A 15,786-nucleotide genomic window follows, 5' to 3' on the forward strand; every position below is an offset into this window, starting at 1 on the left:
TCATTAAATACATGAAAAAATCAATCAAAAAACAAACAGTCTTAATCATAGCAATGCTACTTTTAGCTTCTACATCGTATGCCCAATTGGGAAAATCCATAAAAGGAAACGGCCATGTGACAAGCATAACCAGAACAACCCCTGAATACGATGGCATAAAATGTGCCGGAAACATGGATTTTGTAATTGTAAACGGTACTGAAGGAAACATCAAAATTGAAGGAGAAGAAAATTTACTAGAATATATTATTACTGAAGTTAAGAACAACACCTTAATTGTAAAAAAAAGAAACGGTGTTAACTTAAGATCCAGAAATAATAAAACTATAAAAATTACAATCCCGTTTAAGGATATTAGTAAAGTTTCTCTTTCCGGTTCTGGAGATTTATGGAATGAAGATGCCATAACCGCAACTCATTTAGATGTTTCATTAGCTGGCTCTGGAGATGTTATTCTTCATATCAAAGCATCATCTACAAAAGCATCCTTATCAGGTTCGGGAGATCTTAAGTTAAAAGGAGACACGAATAATCTAGTAGCCAAAGTAGCAGGGTCTGGTGATTTTCATGGTTTCGATTTACAAGCTAACAATACAGAAGTTTCTGTTGCAGGCTCTGGAGACGCTAAAGTTGTTAGCAACGAGACTTTAAAAGCAAGAGTAGCGGGATCTGGTGATATTGTTTATAAAGGAAACCCTATTGTAGATTCCAAAGTTGCCGGATCCGGAAGTATTAGCCAATAAAAGGATAAACCCAGGACAGCACTGGATCCTTAAATCGCCCCAAGGGTCTGGACATGAAACCTGGGATCTGCCGGATCTTGTTCTGCACAGGCTAGTGCTGCACATAATGCAGGATTAGTCTAGCACGACTTAGGCATGGTTCTTCTTTCTGTTTTAAATACATTGCTTCACAACTTTTCCCACGCCATAAACATAGGCTAATAAATCACTATAGCTCAACAATTCCTCTACCCTGTTTATAGTAGTAAAACAACCCTATAAAAAACAATACTTCTTTTCAAAATCGCCCGGGGGTTCCTCAAAGAGATCTTGTTAATTATTATTACTGAATTTCAAGGCACCGATATGTTTAAAGGTAGCACGAAGCTAGCCATGAAGCATTTTTATAAATTTAAAATACGCTCAAAATGACCGAAGAACCCACTTTTTAGACAGCCTCTTTATTTATCTCCGACATTTTTGGCACTCTAAAAAGCAAAATGATTCCTGCCAAAAAGAATATAAATAAAAACAAAATGGCATTTCGCATACTTCCCGTTATTTGATCTATGGTCGCAAAGATTCCCATACCAATAACAATTCCTATTTTCTCTGCCACATCATAAAAACTAAAATAGGATGTGGTATCTTCTGTTTCTGGTAAAAATTTTGAATAAGTAGATCGGGCCAAAGACTGAATACCTCCCATCACCAAACCAACAATCGATGCCGCAATATAAAACTGTACGGGAGTTTCCATAAAAAAGGCATAAAAACATAATGCCATCCAAATAAAATTAATGCCGATTAAAGTTTTAATATTTCCATATTTTGAAGAAGCTCTCGATGTTAGAATCGCTCCAAAAACAGCCACGATCTGTATCACTAAAATACTTATAATCAAACCCATTGTTTTTTCACTATCGCCACCCCACGCAATTTCTTCTTCTCCAAAATAAACAGCAACCAACATAATAGTTTGTACCGCCATACTAAACACAAAAAAAGCATATAAATAACGTTTCAATCTTAAGTCTTGTTTTAACTGTTTCCATACAAGCCGTAATTCCTTTAAGCCATTAAAAACAATAGCCTTCGTTACTTTGTGTCCCGAAGAAGCTCCTTTTGGTAAATAATAAAATGAATATTGACTGAATAAAATCCACCATAAACCTACTGTTAGAAAAGAGTATCTCATCATTTGCATCTTATCTGCCCCATCATCCTGACTCATCACCATTCCCAAGTTTACAAGTAACAAAATAACGCTTCCAATATACCCCATTGAAAATCCTTTGGCACTAATACTATCCTGTTGCTCAGGAAATGCGATATCAGGTAAATAAGAATTATAAAAAACCAAACTCCCCCAGTACCCTATTAAGCCCATAAAATAAAATAATAAACTTAAATGAATATGCTCTAAATTAAACCAATACAGACCTATACAGCCTAGTCCGCCAACATAACAAAAGAACTTCATAAAACTTTTCTTGTTACCCACATAATCGGCAATACCTGATAGGATAGGCGACATAAAAGCAACCACAAGAAAAGTAAATGCGGTAACAAAAGTAATTAATGCCGTGCTTTTAAATTCAAACCCAAAAGCCGAAACATTTTTTATTTCAGATAGAAATAATGCCGAATAAAATATTGGAAATATGGACGAAGTTATAGTTAACGCATAAACTGAATTTGCCCAATCGTAAAACGCCCAAGCGTTTAAGAGTTTTTTACTTCCTTTTTTAAGTTGTTCCATACAATTATCTTAGATATAATAAATAAATCTTTATCGCATTAATATGAGATCCCAAACTACATTGGGGTTAATAAAAGAATTTCTTGAAACGAACTATCCTCGAGGCAGGGCCATAGTGGTATTTCACTAGTTTCATACCCAATCAAGTTGAGCACAGGTTTTGACCTAAGGGTCAAAAACCGAAATTCTGTTATTTTGATTCCCGTTTTATTCATTGTTTTCTATTTTATATTAATGAATTCATGAATCTTACGATTTCACGGGAATGACAATTTCAACGGAAACCCCGACGCTGAGCGTCGAGGAATTCTTTTCGATTAAATATCCTCGGGGCCAGCCGAGGTATTAAACCAAAGATCCTGCAAGATACTAAAACAAGTTCAGCACATGATGCAAAATTAGCTCAACTTACCATTTTGAGTGCTTCTTTTTCAGGCTTCCCAAAATTGAGTTTCACTAATAAAAAAGCTGCCCTTTTATGAGCAGCCCACTAAAATAAATAAATATTTTTATTTCTACGTTAAGAAATGAGTAATAACAAACCATTAAATTCGGCTGAAATCATTGAACTCATTTAAACGAAGTCACCCCAAATTTTTCAGCTTCCGCTTTAGCCTTAGGTGCCAATGCCTTTAGATTTGCAATACGAGAGTCGTTTGATGGATGTGTACTTAAGATTTCTGGTGGTGCTCCCCCGCCACTATTCGCTTTCATTCGCTTCCATAACTCTGAAGCTTCATCAGGGTTATAACCGGCAATTGCCATTAAATACAAACCAATTTTGTCCGCCTCGGTTTCATGACTTCTACTAAAAGGTAACATCACGCCTACCTGAGATCCAACACCATAATATTGATTAAACGCATTTCTGGATTTTTCATCTTTAATCGCAACATTTCCTGCTACTGCGATACCTTGTTGCACATAAGCAGCGCTCATACGCTGTTGCCCGTGATTTGCCAGTGCATGTGCCACCTCGTGCCCCATGATGGCTGCCACTCCGGTTTCTCCTTTTGCAATAGGTAAAATACCTGTATAGAATACTATTTTACCTCCAGGCATACACCAAGCATTGACCGTTTCATCATTAACCAAATTGTATTCCCATTTGTAATCCTTTAAATAGCCCTGGTATCCATTCGCATTTAACCAACGTTCTGCCGCTACAGCAATACGCTGCCCTACACGGGTTATCATAGCTGCATCTTTTGTTCCTGTAACGACTTTATGTTCAGTTAAAAACTGGTCATATTGAGCAAAAGCCGTTGGAAATAATTGAGAATTTGGCACTAACGCCATCGTCTTTTTACCTGTAAATGGATTCGTAGCACATGATAATATGAACATGATCGTACCAAATACAAAAAGGCCTTTTTTTAATTTCATCATATAAAATTTATAATTTTCTATAAAAATACAAAATTTGAATCTTAATAGTTTAGACACTATTAAGTTTTATTGGTCACATAAAATATAATAAAAATATCTAGATTAAAAACGTCATGTTTCTTAAATAGATACGACATATCTTTAAAAAAAACCTTTAAAAATGAAAAAGCTAATCCTATTATGTTTAACAATAACACTTTTTAATTGTAATGGCAATGCCCAAAAAAAAGCACAAAAAACCTATAAAATTTCTAAAACAGATGCCCAATGGAAGGCACAATTATCCGAAATGGCATATTATGTATTAAGAGAAGCCGGAACAGAGCATCCTTTTTCAAGTCCTCTAAATAAAAACTACAAAGAAGGTGTTTATGCATGTGCGGCATGCAACACTCCCTTATTTAAAAGTGAACACAAATTTGATTCCGGTACAGGCTGGCCTAGTTTTGACAGAGAAATTAAAGGCAATGTGGCTTTTGGCTCAGATAACAAATTGGGATATTCGCGTGATGAAGAACATTGTGCCACTTGTGGTGGCCATTTGGGACATGTTTTTAATGACGGCCCTAGAGAGACTACCGGAAAACGTCATTGTATCAATGGTGCAGCCTTGAAATTTATTCCTAAGAAATAAACGATCAAATCCCGTATATATTAAATTTGGATGTCATATTTGGACTTTAAATTTTAATGGGGTATTTTTAAGGTATGCAAACATCATATCTATCCAGCGTCATTAAACAATTTGAATATTATAAAAGTTTAGGTGATAAAACTTTCAACCAACTGAGCCTAGAAGAACTCCAAAAGGAGTTTGCAGAAGATTCTAATTCAGTGGCCATTATTGTAAAACATATAGTTGGCAATATGCTAAGCAGGTGGACCAACTTTTTAACAGAAGATGGTGAAAAAGAATGGCGGCAACGCGATTTAGAATTTGTGGACACCTATGCTTCCAAGGATGAACTTATTGAAAGTTGGGATAAAGGTTGGAACTGCCTATTTGATGCTATAACACCATTAACAGAAAATGATTTAGAACGCATTATTTATATTCGAAACCAAGGCCATACGGTTACAGAAGCCATTAACAGACAATTAGCCCATTATGCCTATCATATCGGACAAATTGTTTTTCTTGGAAAACTGGTAAAGGGTAAAAATTGGCCATCTTTATCAATTCCAAAAGGAGATTCTTCCAAATACAATGCAGAAAAATTTAGTAAAGAAAAAGAGCGGCGCCATTTTACAGATGATCTGCAATAAAGTCGCCGCATTCTGTCTCAATTAGCAGTCCGTTTTATTTTAGTTTAAAGCTTTACTTTTCAATAATAATACCAATTATAAATTAAAATACGCTATTCAAACTCATTCATTAATTCGTTTTATCACTTTACTCATCATTTCCATAGCTTAGGCTATGCAAATAACTCGCAGCAGGCTAAAACAAATAAGCAATATCGTTTTCTGTAGCTCATTTTAATTTATAATTGGTATAACTTTGTGCCATTGCGCCTTTTCGAGAATTCCAGCTCCCAAAAATCCCTATACGGACTCAGCACCTCCGTAAGCGTTATAGTTCCCAATAATCTTTGTGTATTTGCACCTCTGCAAGAATAGAACTAGGTATTACCTTTCCTCTTAAAAGGTCTAATAATTAAACGAGCTTCTCTATCAAAACGTACATAATTGTATACCCAATTAACAAAAACGACCATCCTGTTCCTAAAACCTATTAAAAAAAAGAGGTGAACAAACATCCAAACATACCAGGCAAAAACACCTTGAAACTTAAAGCGCTTCAAATCGACTACCGCTTTGTTTCTCCCAATGGTTGCCATCACACCTTTATTTTTATAAGTGAATGGTTTCATAGGTCGTCCTTCTATGAATCGCAGAATATTCTCTCCTAGCTGATCTCCTTGCTGAATCGCCGGTTGTGCCATCATGGGTAAACCCCTTGGGCATTCGTCACTTACCATACATGCCACATCGCCAATGGCAAAAATATGATCGAATCCTTTTACTTGATTATATTCATTCACCAAAAGCCTGTTTTCTTTGGTCACCCCCCCTTCATTATCTAGCCCTTTTATCAATGCCCCTTTTACACCCGCTGCCCAAATTAAAGTAGCGGTTTCGAATATTAAATCGGTATTAGTTGTTACTGTTTTCCCATCATAGTTGGTCACTCTAACATTTTTCCAAACATTAACGCCTAATTTCTCTAAAAAATCCTCAGCTTTTTGGGAAGCATTGGCACTCATACCCTTTAAAATAGTATCGCCAGATTGAATCACATGAATCTGCGCTAATCGGGTATCTAAATCTGGATAATCCTTTGGCAAAATACCTTTTTTAATTTCGGCCAAAGCACCTGCTAACTCTACACCTGTAGGGCCACCTCCCACAATAACAAAGTTCATAAGTGCATTCCGCTCGTTTAAATCAGAAGTTAGCAAAGCATCTTCAAAATTCTCCAAAATCAAACTCCTCAAATTAAGAGACTGTGGTATGGTTTTCATAGCCATACTATATTTCTCTATATCTGCATTTCCAAAATAATTAGTTTTAGAACCAGAAGCTACCACTAAATAATCAAACTTAAGTTCACCTATGTTCGTAATAACTTCGTTTTTTACAAGATCGATTTCTTCAACATCTGCCAATCTAAAATGAAAATTAGGAAAGTCCTTTAATATTTTTCTAATAGGATACGCTATTGAATCTGGTTCTAGACCGCCTGTAGATACTTGATATAATAATGGTTGAAATGTATGATAATTATTCTTGTCCAATAAAACAACCTGAAGATCTTGTTTTGATAGCCTTTTTGCTAAAGCAACTCCTGCAAAACCGCCTCCAATAATAACAATTCGAGGGAAACTTGTTCTTTTTATGTTCATAAACAGGCTTTTGTCTTTTTAATTAGGTCTCGTTCAATTCGCATAAAAATCCAAATTATTGTTAAAACATTGGTTATGCTTATTTTATATATAAATGTTTGCTATACAAAGGTAATACAAAGATGTAAATTTAAGGCTTTCTAAATTCTTTATTCGAATTCGATTTTGTAGATTTGTAGCCTAAAAAATCACACATGAGTAAATACGATATTATTGTTCTTGGTAGCGGTCCAGGGGGCTATGTTACTGCTATTAGAGCGTCACAATTAGGTTTTAAAACTGCTATTATTGAAAAAGAAAGTCTTGGTGGTATATGTTTAAACTGGGGCTGTATCCCAACAAAAGCCTTATTAAAATCGGCCCAAGTATTTGAATACCTTAAACATGCAGGAGATTATGGGCTTACTGTTAAGGATTTCGATAAGGATTTTGATGCCGTTATAAAACGTAGTCGTGGTGTTGCAGATGGCATGAGTAAAGGTATTGAGTTTTTAATGAAAAAAAATAAAATTGACGTTATTAACGGTTTTGGAAAACTTAAGCCAGGAAAAAAGGTTGATGTTGATGGAACCGAATATAGTGCTGATAATATAATTATTGCAACAGGCGCTCGTTCTCGTGAATTACCAAGTTTACCACAAGACGGAAAAAAGGTCATTGGCTATAGAGAAGCTATGAGCTTACCGAAACAACCAAAAAAGATGATCGTTGTGGGTTCTGGTGCTATTGGTGTTGAATTTGCATATTTTTATAATTCTATGGGAACTGAGGTGACCATCGTTGAATATTTACCTAATGTGGTACCTGTTGAAGATGAGGAGGTTTCTAAACAATTAGAACGTTCGTTTAAAAAAAGCGGTATAAAAATTATGACTTCTGCCGAAGTAACTTCTGTTGATACTTCTGGAAAAGAGGTAAAAGCAACTGTAAAAACCAAAAAAGGCGAAGAAGTTCTTGAAGCAGACGTAATTCTATCTGCCGTTGGCATAAAATCAAATATCGAAAATATTGGTCTAGAAGATATTGGAATCGTAGTAGATAGGGACAAGATTATTGTTAATGATTTTTATCAAACCAATATCCCGGGGTATTATGCCATTGGTGATGTGACCCCTGGTCAGGCTTTAGCACATGTCGCTTCGGCCGAAGGCATACTATGTGTTGAGAAATTAGCCGGACAACATGTGGAGGCTTTAGATTATGGAAATATTCCTGGTTGTACATACTGTTCACCAGAAATTGCCAGTGTAGGTTTAACCGAAAAACAAGCTAAAGATAAAGGCTTGGATATTAAAATTGGTAAATTTCCTTTCTCAGCTTCTGGTAAAGCAAGTGCAGGCGGAAACAAAGATGGCTTTGTTAAAGTGATTTTTGATGCAAAATATGGAGAATGGTTAGGTTGCCATATGATTGGTGCCGGTGTTACCGATATGATTGCCGAAGCTGTTTTAGGCAGAAAACTAGAAACTACTGGGCATGAAGTATTAAAAGCAGTACACCCTCACCCGACCATGAGTGAAGCGGTTATGGAAGCTGTTGCAGATGCTTATGATGAAGTGATACATTTGTAATGCCCCTCCTAGTCTCAAAGCCCCTCCTAGCCTCCCCGAAGGGGAGGAACTTTCACTCGGTTGAATAGGACACGATTATAATTATAGTGTAAAAAAATAAAATGCGATTCTTGAACATTTAAGAATCGCATTTTATTATTAATAGTTTTGAGTAAGAATCCCTCCCCTTCGGGGAGGCTAGGTGGGGCTCTCTTAAAAACTCTGAATAGCCAATTCATAACTCTGTAATCCAAAACCGAGAATAACGCCTTTAGCATTGGGAGAAATATAGGACTGATGACGAAATTCTTCCCTACTAAAAGTATTCGAAATATGCACTTCTACTACAGGGGTTTCAATAGCTTTTACCGCATCTCCTATACCAACCGAAGTATGCGTATAAGCAGCGGCGTTTAAAATAATACCATCGTGACTAAAACCAACTTCATGTAATTTATCAATGAGCTCGCCTTCAATATTAGATTGATAATATTCAATCTCTACATGGGTATATTTTTGTTTAACCTCCTCTAAAAACTCAGTAAATGACAAACTTCCGTAAATATTAGGTTCTCTTTTTCCTAATAAGTTTAGATTTGGCCCATTAATTATTATCAATTTCTTCATGGCGTAAAAATAATAAAAAAAATCTTGAAACGAGCTACCCTCAAAGCAGGGCCATAAAGGTGTTTTGCTCATTTCATTTTGACCTTTTTGATTAAAAAATTGATCATAAAAAAACCGAAGCTTTATACTTCGGCTCTATATACTTGTTTTGTTTACTACCTAGTGGTGGATTTATAGAATAAAAAAGGAAGCCGATTGGCTTCCTTTAATAATATATAAGCTTATTTTCTAATTAAAATCTATATCCTAAACCTACAAAAAGACCACTTAATTTACTCGAACTACCACTAGGAGCATCTTTAATTAAGTTAGCCAGCCCAATGTTATACCTAGCTTCAACAAATAGTTCTTCATTTATATCATAAGCAGCTCCAGCTTCAATACCATAATTAAAAGATTTTTGCTCATCTTCAGTATCAAGTAAAATACCTAAAGCTGGTCCAGCAAGTACATCTAATTTTTCAGAGACTCCAAATTTAGCCATAAGTGGAATACTAATTTGATTTAAATCATCTACAGATACATAAAGAACTTCTGGTTGAAAAGCAAAAGTATCAGAAATTCCAATTTCAGCAAAACCACCTACATAAAACCCAGTTTCTGAAGCTGTTATAGTGAACATATTGGTTTTAACCCTATTTGATGCAAAATCCGCACCTGCTTTTACACCAAACTTTGTTTCTTGAGCATTCATAGTTGATAATCCAAATACTGCCATAGCAGCACACAATAATAATTTTTTCATAATAAATTTAAGTTTTTATAATTTCCAGACTAAAATCAAAATTGATGCCACAACGATTCAAATAAAAAAGAAAAATCCCATAAACATCAAATGTTTTTCTTACTGATTGAATGTCAGATTTATAGAATAAAAAAAACTATAGCCCCCTTACAGATAACATGTCATAAGTTCTATTTAGTGACTGACCGGAAACAGGCCAGTTTTATCAAAAGATTTATTTTCGAGAAGATATGTATTTACCTTTTACAAGTGATACCTTATTATCAAGTGATTACGAAGAGGCTATCTGAAAAGCAACATATTTTGTCATTCAGAGTACTTCGATTCCGCTCAGTACAGGCTATAGCGAAGAATCTTATTGTTTGGTAATTCTATATATTATGTTTTTAAGAGATGCTTCACAGCTTCGCTGCTACCTTCTTAACAAAATATTTTTTGTTTCTCGGTAATATTCTGATTGACACTTTTCAGGCAGCCTATTTAGATTCCTACTATGGCAGGAATGCGCAATTTCAACAGAAACCCCGAGACAAGCCTCAGGAACTCTTTGCGAATAAATGCTAAGATTGTAAAAAAACACTTTTTGATTTTGCTATGATTCCCGACTAAACACTATTTAAACCTATACCCCAAACCAACAAAAAGGCCGCTTAACTTTCTGGTAACTCCGCTAGGGGCATTTTCAAGCAAATTAGCTAAACCAAAATTATATCTGGCTTCAGCATATAGGCCCTCTATAGACCTACTAATATAAATATCATAAGCAGCTCCTATTTCAATGCCGTAATTAAAAGACTCAAACCCATCATTAACATCAAGCAAAAACCCCAAACTTGGACCAGCAAGGACCTTAAAATCTTCAGACACTTCATAATTAACCATAAGCGGCATATTGATTTGGTTCAATCCCTCTACAGCAACATAAATCAGTTCTGGCTGAAAAGTAAAAGCTTCAAAAACTCTTATCCCTGCAAAACCTCCTATATAAAATCCTGTTTCAGAATTTGTTATACTGAATGTTTGATTTTTAACTTTTAATGACGCAAAACTGACGCCTGTTTTTGCTCCAAATTGAATTTCTTGGGCATTCGTTTTTAAGAAAGTAAATATTGAAATAACAGTGCACAATACTATTTTTTTCATAATAGATTTGGTTTAATTGATTTTAGATCGGGTTTAACCCAGATATCTTTAATAAAAGATAACTCTTAAAATAGTATTAAATTTTATTTTTCTGAATAATTTCTAGGTTTATAGCATAAAAAAAGGAAGCCAATTAGCTCCCTTTTCTATGTTATTATAAGTTAATAGATATAATATTACCAACTAAACTCAGCACCTAAACCAATCGTACTAAGTGTAATTCCATCTAAACTTATACCTCTATATGACAAAACTAAATCTACAGCCTCACTAAGACCATATTGTACTCTAGGCGAATAATAGAATCCACTATCAACTCCACTTGGGTTAACACCTATTGCATAACCTAAATCTGCACCTAAAGTAATTTTATCTGAAGCACCAAATCTTGCAGCAGCACCAATTGGTAAAAAACTGATATCCTCTGTAATTATATCTTTATCTTTCAAAAAATGTTGATAACTAACAGTAGGTCCTACCTCAAAGGCATCAGATACTTCAAATAAATATCCTAAATCGACAGCTATAGCAAATGTTGTTAAATCTCCAGCATCTCCTATAGGAAGTCCTGCGTTAATCCCTGCTTTAAATCCACCTTGAGCATTGATACTTGTCAATCCAAACACTGCAATCGCAGCACATAGTAATAATTTTTTCATAATAAAAAGTTATTTTTAGTTTTTGATTCCAGCAAACGTAAAGCGAAGATTTTTAATAACCAAAAAAAAAACACTTTTATCTTACGATTTATCGAAAAAAAACGGATTTAGTCGACTAAAAACGCTTTTAATCGGAAAATAATAACAAATAATGTAAATACATTATAAGGTTTTCAACAAAAATTGAATCATCATTATTGAATATTTATTCTATTTTTACACCACATGAAATGGCAACACGCACTTAAAGACTATCAAGTATATCTAAGAATTGAGAGAGGCCTATCGGAAAACTCCATTGAAAACTATACGCGTGATGTTAAAAAGCTAATTGGTTATTTAGAGCATCATAAGATCAATGAATCTCCAATTGCCATAGTGCAAGAAACCATTCAAGACTTTATATATGATATTTCCAAAAGCGTGAATGCACGTTCTCAATCACGCTTGATTTCTGGTTTACGTAGCTTTTTCAGTTATTTAATCTTTGAGGATTATAGGGTTACTAACCCCTTAGAACTTATTGAATCCCCAAAAATTGGCAGAAAGTTGCCCGATACGTTAAGTGAAAAAGAAATTGACACCATTATAAGTGCTATAGATTTAAGTAAACCAGAAGGAGAACGCAACCGTGCTATGCTAGAAACACTTTATGGATGTGGATTGCGAGTAAGTGAACTCATAAATCTTAAGATTTCTGATTTATTTTTTGATGAAGGCTTTATAAAGGTTACTGGCAAAGGTGATAAACAACGCTTCGTTCCTATTATAGATATCACTCAAAAGTATATTAACATATATAGAAAAGAAATCCGAAATCATTTAAATATTCAAGCTGGATATGAGGACACCCTTTTTTTAAACAGAAGAGGCAAACAACTTACCAGAGCTATGGTCTTTACCATTGTTAAGCGTTTGGCAGAGAAAATCGGACTCAAAAAAAAGATCTCTCCACATACTTTCAGGCATTCGTTTGCTACTCATTTATTACAAAATAATGCAGATCTCAGGTCTATACAATTAATGTTAGGCCATGAAAGCATAACCACTACCGAAATATACGTACACTTAGATAGAAGTCATTTAACCAAAGTCGTGGAGAAGTATCATCCTAGGAAGTAGGGACGAGGCATGAAGAATTAGGTGGTAATCAGTACTAATTAGTTTTTCCTCTGCGAGTCTCTGTGCCAGCTCTATGAATCTCTGCGTAATAGCTTAATAGGGATTAGGAATTAGGAATTAGGAAATTAAAAAATCCAGCATTTAATTACTGGATTTTTATGTTAATAAAAGTAACAAAATATGAACGAATTTTAGCCATTCCTGCCTCCCAGCTCTTAGGTTTTAGGTTTTAGGTTTTAGGTTTTAGGAAATAGTGAAAGTCAAGACGAGTTCTATAACTTTATTTTAAAATTCCTGTCTTTTTTTTAAAGCCTTGTGCTACGATTACTGTCGCTGCTCACATTATTTTATTCTTCAAATAATCTTTTTGGAACTTGGTAACTAGCATGACCAAGTGCATAATAACCACTTCAAGGTAAATCCAGATAGCCCAAGTATACCGAGAGTGTACCATAAAAATAAAACACCTCTTTCTTCCAATTTCAGGCTTAAAATTAGAATTCATCTCCTCTTAAATTTAACCACTGTGTGTACACAAATAATGCACAATAAAAAGATGAGACTCGAATGGCACAAATTTTCACTAATTATTCTGTCTATCGACAGATTTCAAGTCTATATAGTCTAGGGATTCTTATTCATGCAGAGTCCAATTCTATTCCATAAAGTATTGGATTCGTGTGAATTTGTGCCATTCGTGTCTTTTTTATAGATGTGTACTCACGGTAGTTAAATTTAAGAGGAGAGCCCTGCTAGATCAACATGTGGAATAAAATTAAAAACAGTACCCGAAAATACAAATCGGACTTGCTCCTCCCTTTTGAAACTACTGTGTGTACACAAATAATGCACAATAAAAAGATTAGACACGAATGGCACAAATTTTCACTAATTATTCTGTCTATTGACAGATTTCAAGCCTATATAGTCTAGGGATTCTTATTCATGCCGTGTCCAATCTATTCCATAATGTATTGGATTCGTGTGAATTTGTGCCATTCGTGTCTTTTTTATAGATGTGTACACACGGTAGTTTTGAAAGGGAGGATAATTTCGACAAGGTCAAAATTTAGGAGGGCTAAACCAGGATAGGTCGATGACAGACCTTTTTTCAGATCGACCAAAACTTTTACCTAAACACAACTTTTGAGCATGATCCGTCAAAAGTCCAATGAATGTTATTAGAAACGGTTTTCTCATATTGCGTCAAATCTAACTAATTCCAACTTCCAACTTCTAACTCCTAACTAAAATAAAAAATCCTGCTAGTTTGAACTAACAGGAATTTTTGATTCTTTAAATATAATAATTATTTTGTTTTGGTTCATGAGATTCCTGCCTCCGCAGGAATTTTACTTAGCAATATTGACTGCTCTGGTCTCTCTAATTACAGTGACTTTAACCTGCCCCGGGTAGGTCATATCTGTTTGTACCTTTTGTGAGATACTGAATGATAAATCTGCAGCTTTTTGATCATCTACTTTTTCACTTTCTACAATCACCCTTAATTCTCTCCCTGCTTGAATAGCATAAGCCTTCTTAACTCCTGTAAACCCAAAAGCAATATCTTCTAGATCTTTTAAACGTTGAATGTAACTATCGAGCACTTGGCGACGGGCTCCTGGGCGCGCTCCAGAAATGGCATCACAAACTTGTATGATCGGTGCCAATAAAGATTTCATTTCAATTTCATCGTGATGCGCTCCTATAGCGTTACATACATCCGCTTTTTCACCAAATTTTTCGGCCCATTGCATCCCAAGAATTGCGTGTGGCGTTTCCATATCCGCTTCTGCATCTGGTACTTTTCCTATATCATGTAATAATCCAGCACGTTTTGCAAGTTTTGGATTAAGCCCTAATTCTGCCGCCATAACACCACAAAGTTTTGCAACTTCACGTGAGTGCTGTAGCAAGTTTTGCCCATAAGAAGAACGATATTTCATACGCCCCACCATCTTAATAAGCTCTGGGTTTAAATTATGTATCCCAAGATCAATGACAGTACGTTTTCCTACTTCAATAATTTCTTGTTCAATTTGTTTTTGGGTTTTCTTTACAACCTCTTCAATACGCGCAGGGTGAATTCTACCATCCGTGACTAATTTGTGCAATGACAAACGTGCAATTTCTCTTCTTACAGAATCAAAACATGATAGTATAATAGCTTCTGGTGTATCATCAACTATAATCTCAACACCGGTCGCTGCTTCGATAGCACGGATATTTCTACCTTCTCGACCTATAATACGTCCCTTAACATCATCCGATTCTATATTGAATACGGAGACACAGTTATCAACAGCCTCTTCTGTGCCTATACGCTGTATAGTATTTATAATTACTTTTTTAGCATCTTGCTCTGCTGTTAGCTTAGCCTCTTCTAAAGCACTTTGAATATAAGCCATCGCATCATTTTTAGCCTCCCCTTTTAAAGATTCTACTAATTGCTCTTTGGCTTCTTCTGCGGAAAGACTTGAAATAACCTCTAATTGTTGCACTTGATTTTTATGAAGCTTATCAAGTTCCTCTTGTTTTTTCTCTAGGACATCAAGTCTATGATTATAACCTTTTATTTTATTTTCTAAACTTTCATTAAGTTTTTTCCCTTTTGAAAGTTCACTTGATATTTGCGATTCTTTATCACGTGTACGTTTTTCGGCTTCTGCCATTTTCTTATCCCTTGATAAGATCACCTTTTCATGCTCAGACTTGAGCTCTATAAATTTTTCTTTGGCTTGAAGGATTTTATCTTTTTTAAGTCTTTCTCCTTCACTTTTAGCCTCTTTAAGTATTAAATCCGCATTTTTCTTTGCTTCTTTTATAAGTTTGGAAGCATTGTTTTTTTCTAGCCTCTTTGTTATTATAAAACCTATTATAAGTCCTAAAATAACACCTCCTACTGCATATATAATTAAGTTGTCCATTGTATTTAGTTAGTTTTTGTATATAAAAAAGCCTACACCGATATAAAGTTTTGTATAAACCCCTTAAAAACAAGTTTAGGGCTAACAAGCTGATCAAGGATCTGCTCAAGTAACTAAAATAAATCAGTACTAGCAGCATGCTTTTACAGCTTAAACTCACCCTTTTTAAAGAATTAACGTTGAGTTTATCAAAAAAAATAACCAATGTAGGCAGTAACTTTTTAGTTTATTTTA

The 15,786-nt window shown here is 34.9% G+C and carries 13 protein-coding genes and 1 other RNA gene; 5 read left to right on the forward strand and 9 right to left on the reverse strand.

The window, feature by feature from the left end:
* The first annotated feature begins 11 nt into the window (after window positions 1-11).
* Window positions 12-743, forward strand: a complete 732-nt coding sequence (locus PQO00_RS13330) for a head GIN domain-containing protein (protein WP_274185339.1) — start codon at window positions 12-14, stop codon at window positions 741-743.
* 427 nt (window positions 744-1,170) lie between these two features.
* Here PQO00_RS13330 and PQO00_RS13335 read toward each other — a convergent pair whose 3' ends face one another.
* Both PQO00_RS13335 and PQO00_RS13340 read right to left on the reverse strand, forming a co-directional pair.
* Window positions 1,171-2,484 carry an MFS transporter gene (locus tag PQO00_RS13335; RefSeq protein WP_274185340.1) on the reverse strand — a complete coding sequence of 438 codons (1,314 nt, stop codon included), beginning with the start codon at window positions 2,482-2,484 and terminating at the stop codon, window positions 1,171-1,173.
* Between the two features lie 570 nt (window positions 2,485-3,054).
* Window positions 3,055-3,870 carry a M48 family metallopeptidase gene (locus PQO00_RS13340; RefSeq protein WP_274185341.1) on the reverse strand — a complete coding sequence of 272 codons (816 nt, stop codon included), beginning with the start codon at window positions 3,868-3,870 and terminating at the stop codon, window positions 3,055-3,057.
* Window positions 3,871-4,033: 163 nt separating this feature from the next.
* On the opposite strand from PQO00_RS13340, the gene msrB reads away from it, so the two are divergent.
* Both msrB and PQO00_RS13350 read left to right on the forward strand, forming a co-directional pair.
* Window positions 4,034-4,507 carry a peptide-methionine (R)-S-oxide reductase MsrB gene (gene msrB / locus PQO00_RS13345; protein ID WP_274185342.1) on the forward strand — a complete coding sequence of 158 codons (474 nt, stop codon included), beginning with the start codon at window positions 4,034-4,036 and terminating at the stop codon, window positions 4,505-4,507.
* A 74-nt stretch (window positions 4,508-4,581) separates the two neighbouring features.
* Window positions 4,582-5,139 carry a DUF1572 family protein gene (locus PQO00_RS13350; RefSeq protein ID WP_274185343.1) on the forward strand — a complete coding sequence of 186 codons (558 nt, stop codon included), beginning with the start codon at window positions 4,582-4,584 and terminating at the stop codon, window positions 5,137-5,139.
* Window positions 5,140-5,495: 356 nt separating this feature from the next.
* Here the strand turns inward: PQO00_RS13350 and PQO00_RS13355 are convergent, their stop codons facing one another.
* Window positions 5,496-6,779, reverse strand: coding sequence for an NAD(P)/FAD-dependent oxidoreductase (locus PQO00_RS13355; protein WP_274185344.1), 1,284 nt, complete (start codon window positions 6,777-6,779; stop codon window positions 5,496-5,498).
* 194 nt (window positions 6,780-6,973) lie between these two features.
* Here PQO00_RS13355 and lpdA point away from each other — a divergent pair, with 194 nt between their 5' ends.
* Window positions 6,974-8,350, forward strand: a complete 1,377-nt coding sequence (gene lpdA / locus PQO00_RS13360; protein WP_274185345.1) for a dihydrolipoyl dehydrogenase — start codon at window positions 6,974-6,976, stop codon at window positions 8,348-8,350.
* 192 nt (window positions 8,351-8,542) lie between these two features.
* Here lpdA and aroQ read toward each other — a convergent pair whose 3' ends face one another.
* From aroQ to PQO00_RS13380, 4 genes are all read right to left on the reverse strand, one after another.
* A complete protein-coding gene (aroQ, locus tag PQO00_RS13365; protein ID WP_274185346.1) occupies window positions 8,543-8,956 on the reverse strand; it encodes a type II 3-dehydroquinate dehydratase in 414 nt (137 codons plus the stop codon).
* 232 nt (window positions 8,957-9,188) lie between these two features.
* Window positions 9,189-9,701: a porin family protein gene (locus PQO00_RS13370; RefSeq protein ID WP_274185347.1), complete on the reverse strand. Its 513-nt coding sequence runs from the start codon at window positions 9,699-9,701 to the stop codon at window positions 9,189-9,191.
* Between the two features lie 612 nt (window positions 9,702-10,313).
* Window positions 10,314-10,844, reverse strand: a complete 531-nt coding sequence (locus tag PQO00_RS13375; RefSeq protein WP_274185348.1) for a porin family protein — start codon at window positions 10,842-10,844, stop codon at window positions 10,314-10,316.
* 176 nt (window positions 10,845-11,020) lie between these two features.
* Window positions 11,021-11,503, reverse strand: a complete 483-nt coding sequence (locus PQO00_RS13380) for an outer membrane beta-barrel protein (RefSeq protein ID WP_274185349.1) — start codon at window positions 11,501-11,503, stop codon at window positions 11,021-11,023.
* 225 nt (window positions 11,504-11,728) lie between these two features.
* Here PQO00_RS13380 and xerD point away from each other — a divergent pair, with 225 nt between their 5' ends.
* The gene (gene xerD / locus PQO00_RS13385) at window positions 11,729-12,625 is read left to right on the forward strand and encodes a site-specific tyrosine recombinase XerD (RefSeq protein ID WP_274185350.1); all 897 of its coding nucleotides are present in this window, start codon (window positions 11,729-11,731) and stop codon (window positions 12,623-12,625) included.
* 1,352 nt (window positions 12,626-13,977) lie between these two features.
* Here xerD and rny read toward each other — a convergent pair.
* Window positions 13,978-15,552: a ribonuclease Y gene (gene rny, locus PQO00_RS13390; RefSeq protein ID WP_274185351.1), complete on the reverse strand. Its 1,575-nt coding sequence runs from the start codon at window positions 15,550-15,552 to the stop codon at window positions 13,978-13,980.
* A gap of 56 nt (window positions 15,553-15,608) precedes the next feature.
* Window positions 15,609-15,737: non-coding RNA, 6S RNA (gene ssrS / locus PQO00_RS13395), on the reverse strand.
* Between the last annotated feature and the right edge of the window lie 49 nt (window positions 15,738-15,786).

The organism is Flavivirga sp. 57AJ16, from assembly GCF_028736925.1.
In the GTDB taxonomy this organism is placed as follows: domain Bacteria; phylum Bacteroidota; class Bacteroidia; order Flavobacteriales; family Flavobacteriaceae; genus Flavivirga.

What these genes read in the sequence shown, in the direction of transcription:
- PQO00_RS13330 (WP_274185339.1), top strand. Translation starts at nt 12, where the DNA reads ATGAAAAAATCAATCAAAAAACAAACAGTCTTAATCATAGCAATGCTA.
- PQO00_RS13335 (WP_274185340.1), bottom strand. Translation starts at nt 2,484, where the DNA reads ATGGAACAACTTAAAAAAGGAAGTAAAAAACTCTTAAACGCTTGGGCG.
- PQO00_RS13340 (WP_274185341.1), bottom strand. Translation starts at nt 3,870, where the DNA reads ATGAAATTAAAAAAAGGCCTTTTTGTATTTGGTACGATCATGTTCATA.
- msrB (WP_274185342.1), top strand. Translation starts at nt 4,034, where the DNA reads ATGAAAAAGCTAATCCTATTATGTTTAACAATAACACTTTTTAATTGT.
- PQO00_RS13350 (WP_274185343.1), top strand. Translation starts at nt 4,582, where the DNA reads ATGCAAACATCATATCTATCCAGCGTCATTAAACAATTTGAATATTAT.
- PQO00_RS13355 (WP_274185344.1), bottom strand. Translation starts at nt 6,779, where the DNA reads ATGAACATAAAAAGAACAAGTTTCCCTCGAATTGTTATTATTGGAGGC.
- lpdA (WP_274185345.1), top strand. Translation starts at nt 6,974, where the DNA reads ATGAGTAAATACGATATTATTGTTCTTGGTAGCGGTCCAGGGGGCTAT.
- aroQ (WP_274185346.1), bottom strand. Translation starts at nt 8,956, where the DNA reads ATGAAGAAATTGATAATAATTAATGGGCCAAATCTAAACTTATTAGGA.
- PQO00_RS13370 (WP_274185347.1), bottom strand. Translation starts at nt 9,701, where the DNA reads ATGAAAAAATTATTATTGTGTGCTGCTATGGCAGTATTTGGATTATCA.
- PQO00_RS13375 (WP_274185348.1), bottom strand. Translation starts at nt 10,844, where the DNA reads ATGAAAAAAATAGTATTGTGCACTGTTATTTCAATATTTACTTTCTTA.
- PQO00_RS13380 (WP_274185349.1), bottom strand. Translation starts at nt 11,503, where the DNA reads ATGAAAAAATTATTACTATGTGCTGCGATTGCAGTGTTTGGATTGACA.
- xerD (WP_274185350.1), top strand. Translation starts at nt 11,729, where the DNA reads ATGAAATGGCAACACGCACTTAAAGACTATCAAGTATATCTAAGAATT.
- rny (WP_274185351.1), bottom strand. Translation starts at nt 15,552, where the DNA reads ATGGACAACTTAATTATATATGCAGTAGGAGGTGTTATTTTAGGACTT.